Origin of the sequence: Alloprevotella rava (assembly GCF_014195585.1) — a bacterium.
GTDB classification, from domain to species: Bacteria; Bacteroidota; Bacteroidia; order Bacteroidales; family Bacteroidaceae; genus Alloprevotella; species Alloprevotella rava.
On the sequence record NZ_JACICA010000006.1, the window covers coordinates 133,721 to 149,814 of the forward strand.

Annotated in this window: 11 protein-coding genes and 4 pseudogenes; 11 read left to right on the forward strand and 4 right to left on the reverse strand. The window is 47.8% G+C overall.

The annotated features are described in order from the left end of the window. Positions 1–217: 217 nt before the first annotated feature. From FHS60_RS06665 to mutS, 9 genes are all read left to right on the forward strand, one after another. The gene (locus FHS60_RS06665; RefSeq protein WP_183696826.1) at positions 218–802 is read left to right on the forward strand and encodes a sugar transferase; all 585 of its coding nucleotides are present in this window, start codon (positions 218–220) and stop codon (positions 800–802) included. Positions 803–894: 92 nt separating this feature from the next. Continuing rightward, entirely contained in the window at positions 895–2,061 is a 1,167-nt protein-coding gene (locus FHS60_RS06670; protein ID WP_183696785.1) for a PCMD domain-containing protein, read from the forward strand. Positions 2,062–2,110: 49 nt separating this feature from the next. Continuing rightward, positions 2,111–2,944, forward strand: a complete 834-nt coding sequence (locus FHS60_RS06675; RefSeq protein WP_244957457.1) for a porin family protein — start codon at positions 2,111–2,113, stop codon at positions 2,942–2,944. 111 nt (positions 2,945–3,055) lie between these two features. Beyond that, positions 3,056–3,658, forward strand: coding sequence for a calycin-like domain-containing protein (locus FHS60_RS06680; protein ID WP_183696788.1), 603 nt, complete (start codon positions 3,056–3,058; stop codon positions 3,656–3,658). A gap of 51 nt (positions 3,659–3,709) precedes the next feature. Then, a complete protein-coding gene (locus FHS60_RS06685) occupies positions 3,710–6,340 on the forward strand; it encodes a calycin-like domain-containing protein (RefSeq protein ID WP_183696790.1) in 2,631 nt (876 codons plus the stop codon). 13 nt (positions 6,341–6,353) lie between these two features. Further along, entirely contained in the window at positions 6,354–6,530 is a 177-nt protein-coding gene (locus tag FHS60_RS06690; protein WP_183696792.1) for a hypothetical protein, read from the forward strand. Positions 6,531–7,210: 680 nt separating this feature from the next. Further along, the gene (locus FHS60_RS06695; RefSeq protein WP_183696795.1) at positions 7,211–7,423 is read left to right on the forward strand and encodes a heavy-metal-associated domain-containing protein; all 213 of its coding nucleotides are present in this window, start codon (positions 7,211–7,213) and stop codon (positions 7,421–7,423) included. A 125-nt stretch (positions 7,424–7,548) separates the two neighbouring features. Then, positions 7,549–9,747 (forward strand): heavy metal translocating P-type ATPase, encoded by a 2,199-nt coding sequence (locus FHS60_RS06700; RefSeq protein WP_221189649.1) that lies wholly within the window; start codon positions 7,549–7,551, stop codon positions 9,745–9,747. 68 nt (positions 9,748–9,815) lie between these two features. Then, complete coding sequence (mutS, locus tag FHS60_RS06705; protein WP_183696798.1) at positions 9,816–12,434, forward strand: DNA mismatch repair protein MutS; 2,619 nt, start codon at positions 9,816–9,818, stop codon at positions 12,432–12,434. 130 nt (positions 12,435–12,564) lie between these two features. Here mutS and FHS60_RS10340 read toward each other — a convergent pair. Further along, positions 12,565–12,771 (reverse strand): annotated as a pseudogene (locus tag FHS60_RS10340) (HEAT repeat domain-containing protein); the annotation flags it as partial. Between the two features lie 496 nt (positions 12,772–13,267). Here FHS60_RS10340 and FHS60_RS06710 point away from each other — a divergent pair. Next, on the forward strand, positions 13,268–13,453 hold the full coding sequence (locus tag FHS60_RS06710) for a hypothetical protein (protein ID WP_183696802.1): 186 nt from the start codon (positions 13,268–13,270) through the stop codon (positions 13,451–13,453). 239 nt (positions 13,454–13,692) lie between these two features. Here FHS60_RS06710 and FHS60_RS06715 read toward each other — a convergent pair. The 3 genes and pseudogenes from FHS60_RS06715 to FHS60_RS06725 form a co-directional block, all read right to left on the reverse strand. Next, a pseudogene (locus tag FHS60_RS06715) lies at positions 13,693–14,067 on the reverse strand (transposase); the annotation flags it as partial. A gap of 11 nt (positions 14,068–14,078) precedes the next feature. Then, positions 14,079–14,534 (reverse strand): annotated as a pseudogene (locus tag FHS60_RS06720) (HEAT repeat domain-containing protein); the annotation flags it as partial. A 472-nt stretch (positions 14,535–15,006) separates the two neighbouring features. After that, positions 15,007–15,573 (reverse strand): hypothetical protein, encoded by a 567-nt coding sequence (locus tag FHS60_RS06725; RefSeq protein ID WP_183696806.1) that lies wholly within the window; start codon positions 15,571–15,573, stop codon positions 15,007–15,009. Positions 15,574–15,753: 180 nt separating this feature from the next. On the opposite strand from FHS60_RS06725, the pseudogene FHS60_RS06730 reads away from it, so the two are divergent. Continuing rightward, a pseudogene (locus FHS60_RS06730) lies at positions 15,754–15,939 on the forward strand (IS982 family transposase); the annotation flags it as partial. Between the last annotated feature and the right edge of the window lie 155 nt (positions 15,940–16,094).

A 16,094-nucleotide genomic window follows, 5' to 3' on the forward strand; every position in this document is an offset into this window, starting at 1 on the left:
CATATTAGCACATTCAAACGCGGCTTTGCCGCTCCCCATTAGCACATTAGCACATTCAAAAATCTCATTAGCACATTCAACCACCTCATTAGCACATTAGCACATTCCTCCTCCATTGAGCCACACAAACACACATACGAAACAACCGCTCTCTGCTGACAACCAACAGAAGCAGGATAAGAACGACCAGCTCTACTTGCTCGGTCGGTGGTCGCGTATGTCGTCATTCGCAGAACGAGGCTTCGACTTGATCGCATCGCTCTTCTGCCTCATCGTGTTCTCTCCGCTGATGCTCTTCTGCTACATAGCCGTTAAGCGCGAGGACGGCGGCCCCGCCATCTACCGCCAAGAGCGCATCGGAAAAGGCGGACGGCCGTTTTTCATCTATAAATTCCGCAGCATGAAAATCAACGCTGAGGAGGGAAAGCCTCAGCTCTGCATCAAAGAGGACGAGGACCGCCTCACGCGTATCGGACGCTTCCTTCGCGACCACCACCTCGACGAGCTGCCCCAGCTGTGGAACGTTTTCATAGGCGACATGGCGTTTGTAGGCCCGCGACCGGAGCGCAAATACTTCATCGACCAGATTATAGCCGTTGACCCGCGCTACAAGTACCTCTATCAGGTGCGCCCGGGCGTGACATCCTACGCCACCCTGCACAACGGCTACGCCACAACCCTCGAGGAGATGCTCACGCGCCTTGAATCCGACCTTTACCACCTCCAACACCACTCCCTCCTTTTTAATCTGAAGATTCTCTTTAAGACCTTCATCAGCATCATTTCTGGAAAGAAATTTTGAAACGCTTCCGTTCGCAAAAAGTTTTATTCTCTCTATTTCAGCAAAGTACACTATAGATTTTTTGTAACTTTGCACCAAATTTTTTGCAAGTTATGACCATCAAACTTATAAGTGCATTAGCTGCCAGCAGCCTTTTGCTGTTCAGCTCCTGCATCCGCGAGGAGGCTCTCAGCCCTGAGTGCGACATCACATCCGTCAGCCAGGAGTGGCTCAACAGCAAAGGCGCGGGTCTCATACTGGGAACGCCCGTCATCAAGCAGGCAACGCCGGCTTCTATTACCCTTTTTATCAATAAGAAAGACGACCGCGTCAAGGCATTAAACCCGCAATTCACTATTTCCGCAGGGGCAACGCTCCTCTATAAGGACAACAATACGCGTGTGCCCTTCGACTCGGCAGCGTACCACGACTTCTCCGAGTCTCAGACCTATAGCGTTCGCTCGGCCGACGGACATTTCACGAAGGACTACGTGGTAAGTTTTGAAGTGCCGCAGCCTCTCGATTCGTGCGACTTTGAAGATTTCGCCTACAATAATAACCGCCACCAATACATGACGTTGCTACAACGACAGGAGGATGGCTCGGTCAATTCCAATATATGGAGCAGCGGAAATGCGGGCTACAATCTAACGGGAATGGCAGCTTCGCCAACCGATTTTCCCACATCTTTTGTTAGCGGCGGCCATAAAGGCTTAGCGGCAAAGCTCGTGACACGCAGCACAGGTACTTTCGGCATGCTAACACGTCCGCCCATGCCCATCGCTGCAGGCAACCTGTTTATCGGCACATTCAATCTCAACAAAGCTATGCTGGCTCCGCTCGAGGCTACACGCTTCGGACTCCAGATTGTCAAAGGCGAACCCTTAAAGCTCTCTGGCTGGTACAAATATAAAGCTGGCGCAGAATTTACGGACCGTAACAAAACTGTCGACGCCTCCCGCCGAGACACCGCCGACATCTATGCTGTTCTCTTCGAGGTAGACCCTGACAATTTCCAGTCCCTCAACGGCGCGAATGTTCTCAGCAGCGAGCGCATCGTAAGTATAGCCCGAATTGCAAACCCAGGGGAGCCAAGCACGTGGACCTACTTTGAAGAACCGTTCCGCCCTATGAATGGTAAAACTTTCGATACGGCGCGCCTCAAGCACAACGGTTATGCCATCAGCGTAGTTATGACCAGTAGCCGATTGGGAGCTTACTTTGAAGGAGCTGTAGGTTCTACGCTCTGGGTCGACGATATAAAAGTGACATATAAATAAGGAGTTCTCCACTCCCTCTATTTTGTTTTTCAACACAAGCCAATAAATCATGAAGATATTCCTTATCACAATCATAAGCCTTATGATGGGTGTCAGCGCGCAAGCCGCAGACGCCACCACATGGCTCGAACCTACCGAGACAACCGGAAATGCTGTTCGCCCCGATACTATTCGCGATTCGAGCAACGACCGCAACATTATCTTGGCGGCACTTAAAGGCTGGCAAGTGGCTGTGGGCGCAGGATTGGAACTGGGCGGCGCGTCGCCAGTACCCATCCCTCGCTCCATCCGCCAAATCAATTCGTTCAACCCCTTACTCAATCTCTACCTCGAAGGCACGGCCTACAAATCTTTCACACCGCGTTGGGGAATGGCTCTCGGACTGCGCTTCGAGACAAAAGGCATGAAGACCAACGCCAATGTGAAAAACTACCACATGGCTATCATTGAGGACGACGGAGGCCACATGGAGGGCGGTTGGAACGGCCCAGTCATCACGAAGTACCGCGCCACTTACATCACAGTACCCGTGTTGGCCACTTACACCTTTTCAAATCCGCGCTGGATGGTTTCTGCCGGCCCTTACTTCAGCTTGATGCTCAACGGCGACTTTGATGGCTACGTCCACGACGGTTATATCCGGACGCCGGACGAACTTGGCGAAAATGTCAACGTTACTCACGCCACCTACGACTTTTCTAACAATCTGCGCAAGTTTCAGTGGGGCTTACAGATAGGAGGTTCTTTCCGCGCCTATAAGCATCTCTATGTCAATGCTAATCTTGACTGGGGATTGAACGGTATCTTCCCGTCCGATTTCAATACAATTTCTTTCGCTCTTTATCCCATCTACGGAACGTTAGGCTTCTCCTATCTTTTCTAACAGGAAGAAAATCATTTGTTTTGAGTTCGCACAGAAAGTATTACCTTTGTCGCCAACTGTTTCAAACTGATAACTTAACTAACTTATAACAACGATCAATAACTAAAAGGTATGAAAAAATTTCTACTCGCACTCGTTGCTGTCCTCTTAATGGCTGGCACAACCAATGCACAAACGGTTGCCAACGAAGTAGCTGGCAATTATACCGGTAAACTTGCCATCAGTCTCACCTCTAAGGAAGACCTCGAATTTGGCGAAGAAACCTACAAAGTTGTCCTTACAGCCGATGGAAACAATACTGTTACCTTCGCTCTCAATAATTTCGGTTTCGCCGGCAGTAATCTTGGCGATATCGTGCTCCCTAACATTCCTGTTCAGAAGCAGACCAACGGCTCAATTCTCTTTGGAGAAAATTCAGCCAAAACCTTCTCTTTCTTGGACGGAGCAATCGTAGCTACGGCTAAAATCAACGAAACCTCCAGCGTCATAAAGGGCGATTCTCTGATCGCTGATGTAGATGTAGTTTGGAAAGCCGAAGAGGATAGACCCATTTATGTACAGTTCAAGGGCAAGAAGGAATCAACCTCTACCGGTATTCAGCAGACCGCTACAAAGAATGTAGCCAACGCTATCTACGACTTGCAGGGCCGTCGCCTTCACCAAGTCCCCAACAAAGGCCTCTTTATCATGAATGGTAAAAAGGTAATCCGCTAAAGCTTTATCGCGCTTTAGCTTTTTCTTTAGATATTATCATATCCCCTTATTATGAGAAAGATATTATTTACTATTCTGAGCGCTGCTGCCTTAACGGTCAGCGCTCAGACTGGAGTGTACCAGGTTGGGAACTCCGATTTTGAAACTGCGTGGACAGATACTAACGAGCCCGGTAATGGCTGGTATTCATTTGTCTCTGCTAACACCAGCGGCCTTGGCTTCTTGGGTAGCATGGCAAAAAGTAGCTCTAAAAAAAATACAGTCAAAACCACAGGCCGCAATGGGTCAGCAACGGCTGTAAAGCTGAAATCTAGCAGCATCTGGGGTGCGAAAGCCAATGGTAACCTCACAACGGGTACCATCAATATGGGCTCAAGCACGCCAACCGACAAAAAAAATCACAATTATACAGATCTCTCTGGAAATTACAAGAACTGCCTTTTCGCAGGTCGCCCCGACTCTGTGGTGTATTACGCCAAATTCAAGCGCGGAGGGAGTGGCGATTACAAAGGTCGTCTCCACGCTCTGATTCATGGGAATTATGCCTACAAAGATCCTTACGAAACAGCAGAAAACAAAGCAAAGTATCTGATTGCTGAAGCCACTGTCTATGCCGATGTATCTTCCGACTGGGTACGATATAGCGGTGCTTTCACATATACCGGCAAAGAGGACGCCACCTCCTATCTGTTGGCATCTTTCACCACAAATGAAACGCCGGGCGCTACAGCTAATGACGAATTCGATATTGACGACATTAGCTTTATCTACAACTCCCAGCTCGCTTCCGTCACCTACGACGGCGCAAGTGTTAGCGTGGCAACGGCTATGAATGTAGCTAAGGCTTACGATCCTAGCAAAATCTCACTGACGGCTAATGGCGTTGGAGCAAGCATCGAGAAAAACTACAATGCAACTACGGGCCTGCTCACCATCACAGTGAAGGGTAACGATGTATCGGTGAATCCTACCAATATCCACACCTATACAATCCAGTTTGCTGCGGCTTCTAATGCCCCAACACTGGCTTCTATCAGCGTAGGCGGTCAGTCGCTCGCCGATTTCGGCCTAACGTTCAACCCCGCCACTACCACCTACACGCTCCCCATTGCCTACCACCGCGGCATCGTGGTTGAGGGCGTGGCAGGCGCAAATAGTACGCTCATGAGAGATGAGGAGTTCTACGAGACTTATGCCCTCACAGAAAACGCTTTCTATAATGACCATAATAAGACCATTGAGCTGAGAGTGAAGAACTCCAGCGGCGACGAGAGAGACTATGTTCTCCGCTTTACCGATGCAGTAAGTGCCACCGAATCGGGTGATTATCCCGGCGCACTCTCCGTGGTTCTTTCTACCACCGCTGAAGGAAGCACTATCACCAATGCGTCTCCGCTTGCCAACGAACAGATCAGCTTGACGAAGAACAGCAACGGAACGTACAATATCTACTTGCCGAATTTCAATTTCTCAGGTCTCCCCGTTGGCAACATTTATGTACCCAACGTTCCTCTTGCAGGTAGCGCCATGAACGCTAATCGCACCATTCGCCTCACCTCCAGCGAGGAAATGGCAGTTGGTGCAGGACTGGGCCATTTGCCTGTGGTGCTGAAGCTCAACCTTATCAGCTCAGCCCATAAGCGCCTCGAGGGTGCAATCGACATTATCACGACGGGCACTACCAACCCGATACTCACAAGATTCTCAGCAATCCACGTGGATTGTGTACCTTTCACTGTCAACGAGAATGCACCGCAGAATAGCGACGATAAGGACAATAAAGCCTATGCTAATCAAACGCTCTGGGGCTACATATCTAAGGCATCAACGAAGTTCATCCATCTCAATGAAGCTGCCGTGGGTAAGCCCATGACCTATGTTGACATGAGCGTAGCTACGTTGGCCGATGATGTAACTGCCGAGGATTTGAAACAGGGTGCTGTTGCAGCTAACAACACGCTCTACTACCTCCCCTCTACCTCTACGCTGACGGGCAAGAACCTAATTGTCAACGGCCACACCACTGAGTTTGCACTCAACGATGCCGTAGCTATCGAAGTGCCCACGCAGTTCTCTGCTGACAAGGCTTCTTACGATCGCAACTTCACCACGACGGGTTATACCACATTTGCCCTCCCCGTGGCAACGGCAGCAAGCACGCTCAACGGCACAGTGTATGAATTGAAGGGCTTCAACGCTGCCCGCTCCGCTTTCGACTTTGCCCCCGTGGCCAACATTGAGGCCAACAAGCCTTACCTCTTCGAAGCTAACAACGCAGCTCTCTTCGCCAATGGCGCAGTAACGGTGGCTGTGGCCAATGCTGATACCGAGGTGAAAACTCATACGGGTGTCGGTGTGGAGCAAGAAGGTAACTACGGCGAGACCAAAGTGCTTGCATCGGATGCTACTAAGACTTACTACGGCTACAGTAATGGCCAATTTGTCAAAGCCGCTAACGGCACACTCAACTGCTACCGCACGGCATTCAGCGTAGCAAACGCTGCAGCAGGTGCGCGCAGCTTCGCCATCAGCATCAACGGAACAGTCACGGGCATTATCACCCTCGACAACGGAACAATGAGCGTTGAGAAAGGCCAAGTCTTCGACCTCCAAGGTCGCCGCGTACTGACCACTCAGAAGGGCCAGACTTACATCATCAATGGTAAAAAGGTAATTCTCTAAAACTTTAGCAACTATGCAAACTAAATATCAACGACCCGCACTTCGAGTGATCAACCTCGAAAGCCAGAGCCTGATGAATACGAGTGCAGGTTCTACTGGCTATCTCTCACAGCCTGGCCAGAGCGGCGTAGTTTTCGAATCACGCCCGCAAAACTGGAGTGCAGAAGATTGGAGCGCCGACGAGGACTAACCTCCTCCCGCACCATCCAACCATATTTCCCCGACTGCTACTCATTCCGAAAGGAGCGAGTAGCAGTCGCTTTTTTTGACGATATCTTGTTGTCTAAAAACGCGCAAAACATTTGTTTCAGCGGCCTCATCTCCTACATTGCCTCCCTTTGTTTGTTCCAAACTTCCGTCCATCTGTTCTTTTCTTCCTCCATTCGCTCTCTCCCCGCTCTTTTCCGCTCATTTTGTACCCCATTCCCACCCGTCAGCCTCCTTATTGTGTCGGCCAGCTTCCTTATTCTGTCAGCTGACATCCTTATTGTGCGAGCTGACGCAATAAGGAAATCCACGCGCAGGAAGGGGATGCTCACCGCTCCCTCCCGTTCGCGCTCAGATTTGTGGCTTTCGTGGGAGGGGAAAGTAAGAATATTCTTTACTTGTTTTAGCCCACGAAAGAGCACAAAAAGGGCGAAGGAGCACGAATCTGGATTGGGTGTCGGACAAGTCAAACTGGTCGGACAAATCGGACTGGTCAGACTCGTCCGAGAACCAAAGCCGAGCACTCCCCCTCATGGGGGAGATGGAGGGGGCTCTTTCCTCTCTCCCCCTGCGAATTTCAAAACTTCCTCTGCGTTTATTGTAAACAGGGCTTTATAAGTTATCAGTATCTTTGCACCGTAGAAAATATAAAACGTATAAACGATGAAAACTGAAACATTTCCTGTAGAAGGACTGATGTGCGCAAATTGCGCCAAGCACACCGAAAACGCTCTCAAAAATATGGAAGGTGTGGAGAATGCAGTGTGCAACTTTGAAAAATTGGAAGCACAAGTGACTTACGATCCTGCCCGTGTAACGCCCAACGAAATGGCCGAAGCCGTGGAGAAAGAGGGCTACAAACTCGTGGTAAAGTAGCAATAAATCGCTACTAAAGACAAACGGTAGAGAACATTGAAGAAAGCGTTCTCTGCATTTATCGCAAACACGGCTCTAACTGATAGAGCCGTTTCTTTGCTCCATAGAAAATATAAAACTCACAGATGATAAAGACTGAGACATTCCCTGTAGAAGGACTGATGTGTGCAAACTGCGCCATGCACACCGAACGCGCCCTCAAAAATATGGAGGGTGTGGAGAATGCAGTGTGCAACTTTGCCAGTTTGGAAGCACAAGTGACTTACGACCCCGCCCGCGTAACGCCCAACGAAATGGCCGAAGCGGTGGAGAAAGCTGGTTACAAACTTGTTGTTCTTCAGCAACAAGCCGGTGCGGAGAACAATGTGACAGAAAACATTGAGGAAATGCGTGCGCAGAACTTCCTGCAAGCCAAACGCCGCACCATCATGGCCGTTCTCCTTACGACAGTGGTGACAATCATCAATATATTCTTTGTGGAGAGTAATCCGCGCCTAGGCTACCCGCTCTGGCTGCTCGCCACTGTGGTGGTGTTCTTCGCCGGCAAGCAATTTTACATCAACGCGTGGAAGCAACTCCAGCAGCGCACCTCCAACATGGACACGCTCGTTGCACTATCCACAGGCATCGCCTATCTGTTTAGCGTTTTCAACCTCCTCTTCCCGCACGTGCTGGGCAAGGACGCCCATCTCTATTTCGACTCCTCTTGCGGCATCATCACGTTCATCCTCATAGGTCGCTTGCTCGAGGCGCGCGCAAAGGCCAACACGGCCACCTCCCTGAAAAAACTCATGGGCTTGCGCCCGAAGATGACTATTATCCTGCGCGAGGGGCGACAGGAGGATATAGAAATCAGCCGTGTGGTAGGTGGCGACCTCTTGCTCGTTCGCCCTGGCGAAAAAATACCCGTCGACGGAACCATCGTTGAGGGGTGTTCGTTTGTCGATGAAAGCTTGCTAAGCGGCGAACCCATCCCCGTGCGCAAAGAACAAGGAAGCAAGGTTTTTGAAGGCACACTCAATCAGAAAGGCTCGTTCTCTTTCCGCGCCGAAAAAGTGGGCGCGGAAACGATGCTGGCCCGAATCATCGAGATGGTACGCGAAGCGCAAAACTCAAAAGCTCCGATTCAAAACATAGTGGACAAAGTGGCGGCTATATTCGTGCCCACCATCATCGCGCTGGCGGTGCTCTCCGGCTTGCTTTGGTTCTTCTTCGGCAACGAGCCCGGCGGCAACCTCACGCGGGCTTTGCTCTCCACCATCACCGTGCTGGTCATCGCCTGCCCTTGTGCGCTGGGACTTGCCACGCCCACGGCACTCATGGTGGGTATCGGACGGGCAGCGGAGAAAGGCATACTCATCAAAGATGCGGAGAGCTTGGAGACAGCGAAGCACATCGACACCATTGTGCTCGACAAAACCGGCACAATCACGGAGGGACGCCCCACGCTCTCTGAGCCGCTCACCGCTCTCACGCCCGAACAGCGCAGCATCCTCCTGTCGCTCGAAAACCGCTCGGAACATCCGCTGGCGCAGGCACTCACTGCCCCCCTCGCAGATGCGGAAGCGGTGGAAATCACGAACTTCCAAAGCCTGACGGGGCGCGGTGTGAGCGGTTCGCACAACGGCACTACTTATTTCGTAGGTAGCGAACGCTTGCTGAAAGAACAAGCGCCTCATTTGGTGGCTCAATTGGAGGAAAAAACAGAGAACGAGGCGTTGACCACAATCTACTTCTTCACGCCCACCATCCTCATTGCCACGCTCCACATTGCCGACCGCGTGAAACCCTCCTCCCGCGCCGCGCTCAACGAATTGGAGCAAATGGGCATTGAGATACACCTGCTCTCGGGCGACAGTGAGAAAGCCACGGCTGCCATGGCGCAAACGTTGGGCATCACCCATTTCCGCGGCGGCGTACTCCCGAAGGATAAAGCTGACTATGTGAAGCAGCTCCAAAGCGCTGGACACCACACGGCGATGGCCGGCGACGGCATCAACGACAGTGCTGCGCTGGCACAAGCCGACCTCAGCATCGCCATGGGAAAAGGGGCGGATGTAGCGATGGATATTGCACAGATGACCATCATTCAGTCCGACCTCACACGCATTGCGGAAGCCATCCGCCTGAGCCGCAAAACCACGCGCATCATTCGCGAAAACCTCTTTTGGGCCTTCTTCTACAACATCACGCTAATCCCCATCGCCGCTGGCCTACTCATCCCCCTCTGCGGCTTTGCTCTACCGCCCATGCTGGCCGCTGCCGCCATGGCGCTCAGCTCTGTGTCCGTCGTCAGCAACAGTCTGCGCCTCAAATGGGCGTAAGAAAAGTTACAATTTCCCCATTTCTCCCGAAATTACTACCTTTGTCCTATCATACAACCCTCTGAAATATGGCAAAAGAAGAAGTAACCCCGATGATGAAGCAATTCTACGATCTGAAAGCAAAGCATCCAGATGCAGTTTTGCTCTTTCGCTGTGGCGACTTCTATGAAACATACATGGAAGATGCTGTGACGGCGGCACGCATTCTCGGTATTACGCTCACCCATCGTAGCAACAAGGGACGAACAGGACAAACAGAGATGGCGGGCTTCCCGCATCATGCGCTCGATACCTATTTGCCACGACTCGTCAGAGCGGGGAAGCGTGTGGCTATCTGCGACCAGTTGGAAGACCCGAAGCTCACGAAGAAGCTCGTGAAGCGCGGAATCACCGAACTGGTTACGCCGGGCGTGGTGCTGGGCGACTCCGCGCTCAACAGCCGAGAGAACAACTTCCTGGCTGCGGTACATTTCGGGAAATCCAGTATTGGTGTCGCATTGCTCGATATTTCTACGGGTGAATTCTTAGTGGCAGAGGGTACGCCCGAATATGCCGACAAACTTTTGTCTAATTTCTCACCGAAGGAGGTACTCGTGGTGCGCGGACAGAAACAGCGCGTACAGGAACTCTTCGGCACTAAATACTATGTCTTCGAGCTCGACGATTGGGCGTTTACGGAAGAAACCGCCAAAGAGAAGCTCACGCGCCATTTTCAGATAAAGAACCTCAAAGGTTTTGGGGTCGACCATCTCAAAGCAGCCGTTGTGGCAGCGGGCGCAATAATGTGCTACCTCGAACAAACCCAGCATACGCAAACCGGACATATCACGCGCCTGACGCGCATTGAGGAAGACCATTATGTGCGCCTCGACCGCTTCACCGTGCGCAACTTGGAACTGATTCAACCTATGTTCGACGATGGCAAGAGCCTCTTGGACATCGTCGATCGCACACTCACGCCCATGGGGGCGCGCTCCCTCCACCGCTGGCTCCTTTTTCCGCTTCGGAGCGTTAAGGACATTCAGCAGCGACAGGATGGGGTGGAATATTTCTTCAAAGAACCCGAATTTCGCGAACTCTGTCAGGACGAACTGGGCAAGATTGGCGATTTGGAACGTATCGTCTCAAAAATTGCTGTGGGGCGCGTAACGCCGCGCGAGATGCAGCAACTGCGCATGGCGCTTGAGAGCGTCGGCCTGCTGCGAGAGGCGTGTATCCATGCTTCCAACAAGCAGATGCAGGAGATAGGTTTGAAGATGGATGCGTGCAAAGAGCTGCACGACCGCATCCTTCACGATCTCCTCCCCGACCCTCCTGCGCTCCTCAACAAAGGGGGCGTCATCGCCGCAGGCGTTTGCAACGAACTGGACGAACTGCGGAGCATCTCCACCAGCGGGAAAAGCTATCTGCAACACATTCAGGAGCGAGAAAGCGAGGCTACGGGCATTCCGTCGCTCAAGATTGGTTTCAACAATGTCTTTGGCTACTACATAGAGGTGCGTAACACCTACAAGCAGCAAGTGCCGGCCGAATGGATTCGTAAGCAAACACTCGTGCAGGCCGAACGCTACATCACGCAGGAGCTGAAGGAATACGAAGAGAAGATACTGGGCGCGGAAGACCGCATACTTTCGCTCGAGACAAAACTCTACAACGAATTGGTCAGCACGGCCAATCAGTTCATCGCCTTATTGCAGCGCAACGCGCTTCAGATTGCCACGCTCGATTGCCTCTTCTCGTTGGCCGAAGTGAGCCGCACAAATCGCTACGTGCGCCCCGTGGTCGACGACAGTATGCAGCTGGACATTCGCCAAGGCCGCCATCCGGTCATCGAAACCTTGATGCCGCCGGGCGAAGAGTATGTGCCCAACGATGTGAGCTTGGACGACAAGAAGCAACAAATCATCATTATCACCGGCCCTAACATGGCGGGAAAGAGTGCTTTGTTGCGCCAAACCGCCCTTATCGCGCTACTGGCGCAGATAGGTTCGTTTGTTCCGGCAGAGAGTGCGCACATCGGTATCGTGGATAAAATCTTCACCCGCGTGGGGGCTTCGGACAACATCTCTATGGGCGAGTCCACTTTCATGGTGGAGATGAGCGAAGCGGCCAATATCATGAACAACCTCACGCCTCGCTCGCTGGTTCTCTTCGACGAATTGGGGCGCGGCACGTCTACTTACGACGGCATCAGCATTGCGTGGGCCATCGTGGAGTATCTACACGAAAACCCGCGCGGCAACGCTCGCACGCTCTTCGCCACACATTATCATGAGCTCAACGAGATGGAGAAACTTTTCTCCCGCATAAAGAATTGGAATGTCAGTGTGAAGGAGGTGAACAATAGAGTCGTTTTTCTGCGTAAACTGATGCGCGGCGGTTCGGAACACTCCTTCGGTATCCACGTGGCTCGCATTGCAGGAATGCCGGGAAACATCGTGAAACGCGCCGAACAAATCCTGGCGGATCTGGAAGCTAACAACGCGCGCAACGGCGAACGCCCACGAATGGAGCAACTCGCATCGACGGATGGGAAAAAGAACGTTCAACTTAGCTTCTTCCAACTCGACGACCCCATACTCAAACAAATCCGCGATGAGCTCTTGGGCATCGACGTGAACAACCTCACGCCCATTGAAGCCCTCAACAAGCTCAACGACATTCAGAAAATCCTCACCGGAAAATAATTATCCATCCCCCCAATAATACAGTGCGCCATTTCCAAAATGTCACAACAAAACTCATCTGCAATGCTCAAGAGGGCATTGCAGATGATTGTTTTTATACGAAAGAAAACATGAAATATATAGAGAGATTCTACGTTAACAACTTAGTTGCAAGTTTATAAGTAAAAAGAATTTGTGGATTGGATAAATCCCATTGCTGCACTTCTTGTTGTATCAATTCACGATGCTTCTTGCTTATATCCTTCAAAGCGTTCCCCACAGATTTCCGAAGATATTCGCTCTCATGTGCTTTATGCCTAGAGATTAAAGCAATAGCCACCGATGGGTTTTCTTTAAAACCCCAATTCGGTTTAAGGTTACCTCTTTTTTACTCAGCTTATAGTCCACAACGATTCTTTCGACCTTGTTGTAGGCCGAAGATTCATTGTTTCACGCAGGTAGGTTTAGAAAAGTGTGAGCTGCTTCACTTCTGCTTCCCCCTCCATCTCAAACTCCATAATTGATAGAGGGTTATCTACTTTTTTTTTACTACCCTAATAAAAGTAACACATTAATTTGAAGCTGTTAGTTTCGGTAGCATACCTATATCTGCAAGTCAAATCTTGATGTTTTGCTGTTACTTTTTCAGCTGTACATGGGTAGGGTGAAGCAGAATAAACAAGAGAATAAATTATTCTATCCTAATGAGATTTATGCGCTTTATTTGACAAAACTGTGCTCGTTTTTAGAGACAGAAAATGCTCGTTGAAAAGAAAATACTGAACTAGTAACCAATTTCTCCCCCTCTTCTTTGTGGAAAAGAAAGGTAAATCTTGAGATTTTCTATAAAATCTATGACAGAAAGGCAAGGAAATAGTTTTTTTCTGCTTATTCTGTTAGAAAATACAATAAGAATATCAGCTGATTTCCTTATTGTATTTTTAATTTCTCAAGGAGAAAATAAAATTTGTAGTATAGAAAATAAAATTTGTAGTATAGAAAATAAAAATTCTCCTTTTGAGGAGGTGCTTTTATTTTGAGTTATTTCCATTCGCAGACAATAATTTTATTTTTACGCTATTCTCACGGCTTTAAAAAAGCGAAAAATATTTACAAATACTGATGTATCTGTAAATGTTCAGAAAAACTAGCGAACGAGATCTGCCTAATAAACCCCAATTCGGTTTAAGGTTACCTCTTTTTTTACTCAGCTTATAGTCCACAACGATTTTTTCGACCTTGTTGTAGGCCGAAGATTCATTGTTTCACGCAGGTAGGTTTAGAAAAGTGTGAGCTGCTTCACTTCTGCTTCCTCCTCCATCTCAAACTCCATGTTGATGGAAGGTTTGGTATCGTAGAAAGCATAAGCAGCCATTCCTGCTAAAAGGTTAACGATGAAATTAGCGATACTTCTGTGGCGTGTGTGAACTATCTGTGCAACGTTCTTGAGCATATCGTTGATGGTCTCGATAATGCTTCTTTTACGGAGCATAATTTTGTCGTGCACATCCATTAAGCGGTTCTTCATATTAGTCCGTATTCCTGTTACGATGTGTACTCCCCTATCAAAGAGTGAAGCAAAAAGTGATTGAGAAATATACCCTTTATCGGCATATAACTTCCCGAATAAGTTCTTTGTTAAATCATTTAGGATTTTATTGAAACTTTTTTTGAGGAAAAAGAAGTACTGCTTATCCCGAATTGAGGTTTAAAGAATGGGCAACTTGTCCAAATTCTTAATCCTTCCGTTACAGTACGGATAACATTAGGATTATTATCGTTCAGCCATTCTTCGATGAGAGGCAAAGAAACTTCATATCCTCTGTGTTTACAAACTTCATCAAAAGCTTTTGCAAGCATTTCCTGCACACGCCAATTTTTATCGGTACTTATTCGCTCTTTCAGAAAGCAAAGTGCATTATTATCTTCTCTCGCCAATCTACCCAATATCGTTGTTGCCAACATTCTGGCTTGATAGGCTTTGTGGTTGAACAAATCAAGTGCAAATTCAAAACGCTGTTCTTTTGAGTATGTAGAAAAGATTTCGTCAACTCCATCTATGATGTGCTGAAAGCCATGCTCTATTTGAAGTATCTTGTTCAATATATTATGAATCTCCATTTTTATTTCTCGGGAGTTTTTGTGAGACTTGTTCAATCATTTTCGTGAGGTCACGAAAATGATCATCAGCGCTAAAGGTTTTATTTCATTAAATTTGTATTTTCACAAAGGTAAGGAAACATATTTAATAAACTTGTTGGCGGAATTAAATAGTCCAACAAGTTAATATTATAATCTGTTTCATCTTTTCTCTATTTTCCAAAATATTGAATGTCCAGCTGTTCCCGTAGCCTTCAGATTACTATGCGCACCTGCGGCTTTCGGCCAGCTATAGGTAAAATAACCATTCTTCCAATTATTTGTATTCGTAAAAACAGCTGCATCTCAAGTATTGTATTCAGTAGTTTACCCATTGAAGCTCCACCGACTTGTTCATCTGTAATAGTAAAACTACAGAAAATTAGGTGATTAAATTGTTTCCTATTTTGGAATATTACCTGCCTATAAGATGTTTTATATCCTCAACTTTAGGCTATTTTTTTCTATTCTTAGCTCGATTACTTTTATAAACTCTTTTTACAACCTTGTTCCCGTTAGAGCTAAATTCTACGAATATTGTATCTTTTATTTGTTTATTTATTATAAAAGCACTCTTGATACTAGCTCTATTTTCATTATAATCTCTAACTATATCTTTTTCTAAGACTTTTATAAGAGGAAATTCTGTATAAGTCTCATATTTTAGGAAGTCTATTTCTGATGGAGTAAACTCATCATGTCTAACTGCTATAATTCTGTAATTTACAGACGGAGGCTCATGAACATCTTTAAGCATTTGTTGTATAGCTTCTGAATTCTTTTTATTGGTACTATAAATTGTTTTCCCCTTTCTAACTATGTATGAAAAGCTGTCAGTTATAGTTAATAATGTAGAATCATAACTAATAGTGTATTTGCCTTTTATATGCTTAACAGTATCATTAAGCCAGAGTTTGAATTTATGTTCAGGAGAACTCTTTATTTCCTTTTGGGATCTTGATGAAGCATATAATGATAGTAAAGTAAAAAATATTAAGAAAATAATAGATGTTTTTTTCATTATCTAAAAGTTTAAATGTTCATATCTCTTTTCTCCTCGCCCTCCATACAGATGTGTAAAGAGCGTCTTACCAGCAATCATAGTAGCTTTAACTTGTTGGCGGAATTAAATAGTCCAACAAATATGCTTAAAAAGTTGCACATATCGTTGGTTTTTAGTAACTTAGTAGTGTAAAAATCAATTAGTTCAAGCCAAAATATGCACAACCTTTATACAAAAAAGGTCAAAATCCTTGAGATATGCAAGCTATTTTCTGAAAATCTCGTTAATGAATATGGCAATATCCCTCGTCGTGGTCCAATTCCAAAGTTCTCGGACTTAGAAGTTGTGGCATTATCATTGGCAGCAGAGTCAGAAAGCATTAACGATTGCAGTATATATGGAGATAAGGGATATATCGGCGCAGATATACAACTCGACTTATTTACCCCAATTCGGTTTAAGGTCCCCTCCTTTTTACTCAGATTATAGTCCACAACGATTCTTTCGACCTTGTTTTAGGCCGAAGATTTATTGTTTCA

Coding starts and splice junctions, on each gene's coding strand:
- FHS60_RS06680 (WP_183696788.1), top strand. CDS start 3,056: ATGAAAAAATTTCTACTCGCACTCGTTGCTGTCCTCTTAATGGCTGGC.
- FHS60_RS06725 (WP_183696806.1), bottom strand. CDS start 15,573: ATGAAAAAAACATCTATTATTTTCTTAATATTTTTTACTTTACTATCA.
- mutS (WP_183696798.1), top strand. CDS start 9,816: ATGGCAAAAGAAGAAGTAACCCCGATGATGAAGCAATTCTACGATCTG.
- FHS60_RS06665 (WP_183696826.1), top strand. CDS start 218: ATGTCGTCATTCGCAGAACGAGGCTTCGACTTGATCGCATCGCTCTTC.
- FHS60_RS06690 (WP_183696792.1), top strand. CDS start 6,354: ATGCAAACTAAATATCAACGACCCGCACTTCGAGTGATCAACCTCGAA.
- FHS60_RS06670 (WP_183696785.1), top strand. CDS start 895: ATGACCATCAAACTTATAAGTGCATTAGCTGCCAGCAGCCTTTTGCTG.
- FHS60_RS06700 (WP_221189649.1), top strand. CDS start 7,549: ATGATAAAGACTGAGACATTCCCTGTAGAAGGACTGATGTGTGCAAAC.
- FHS60_RS06695 (WP_183696795.1), top strand. CDS start 7,211: ATGAAAACTGAAACATTTCCTGTAGAAGGACTGATGTGCGCAAATTGC.
- FHS60_RS06710 (WP_183696802.1), top strand. CDS start 13,268: ATGACAGAAAGGCAAGGAAATAGTTTTTTTCTGCTTATTCTGTTAGAA.
- FHS60_RS06675 (WP_244957457.1), top strand. CDS start 2,111: ATGAAGATATTCCTTATCACAATCATAAGCCTTATGATGGGTGTCAGC.
- FHS60_RS06685 (WP_183696790.1), top strand. CDS start 3,710: ATGAGAAAGATATTATTTACTATTCTGAGCGCTGCTGCCTTAACGGTC.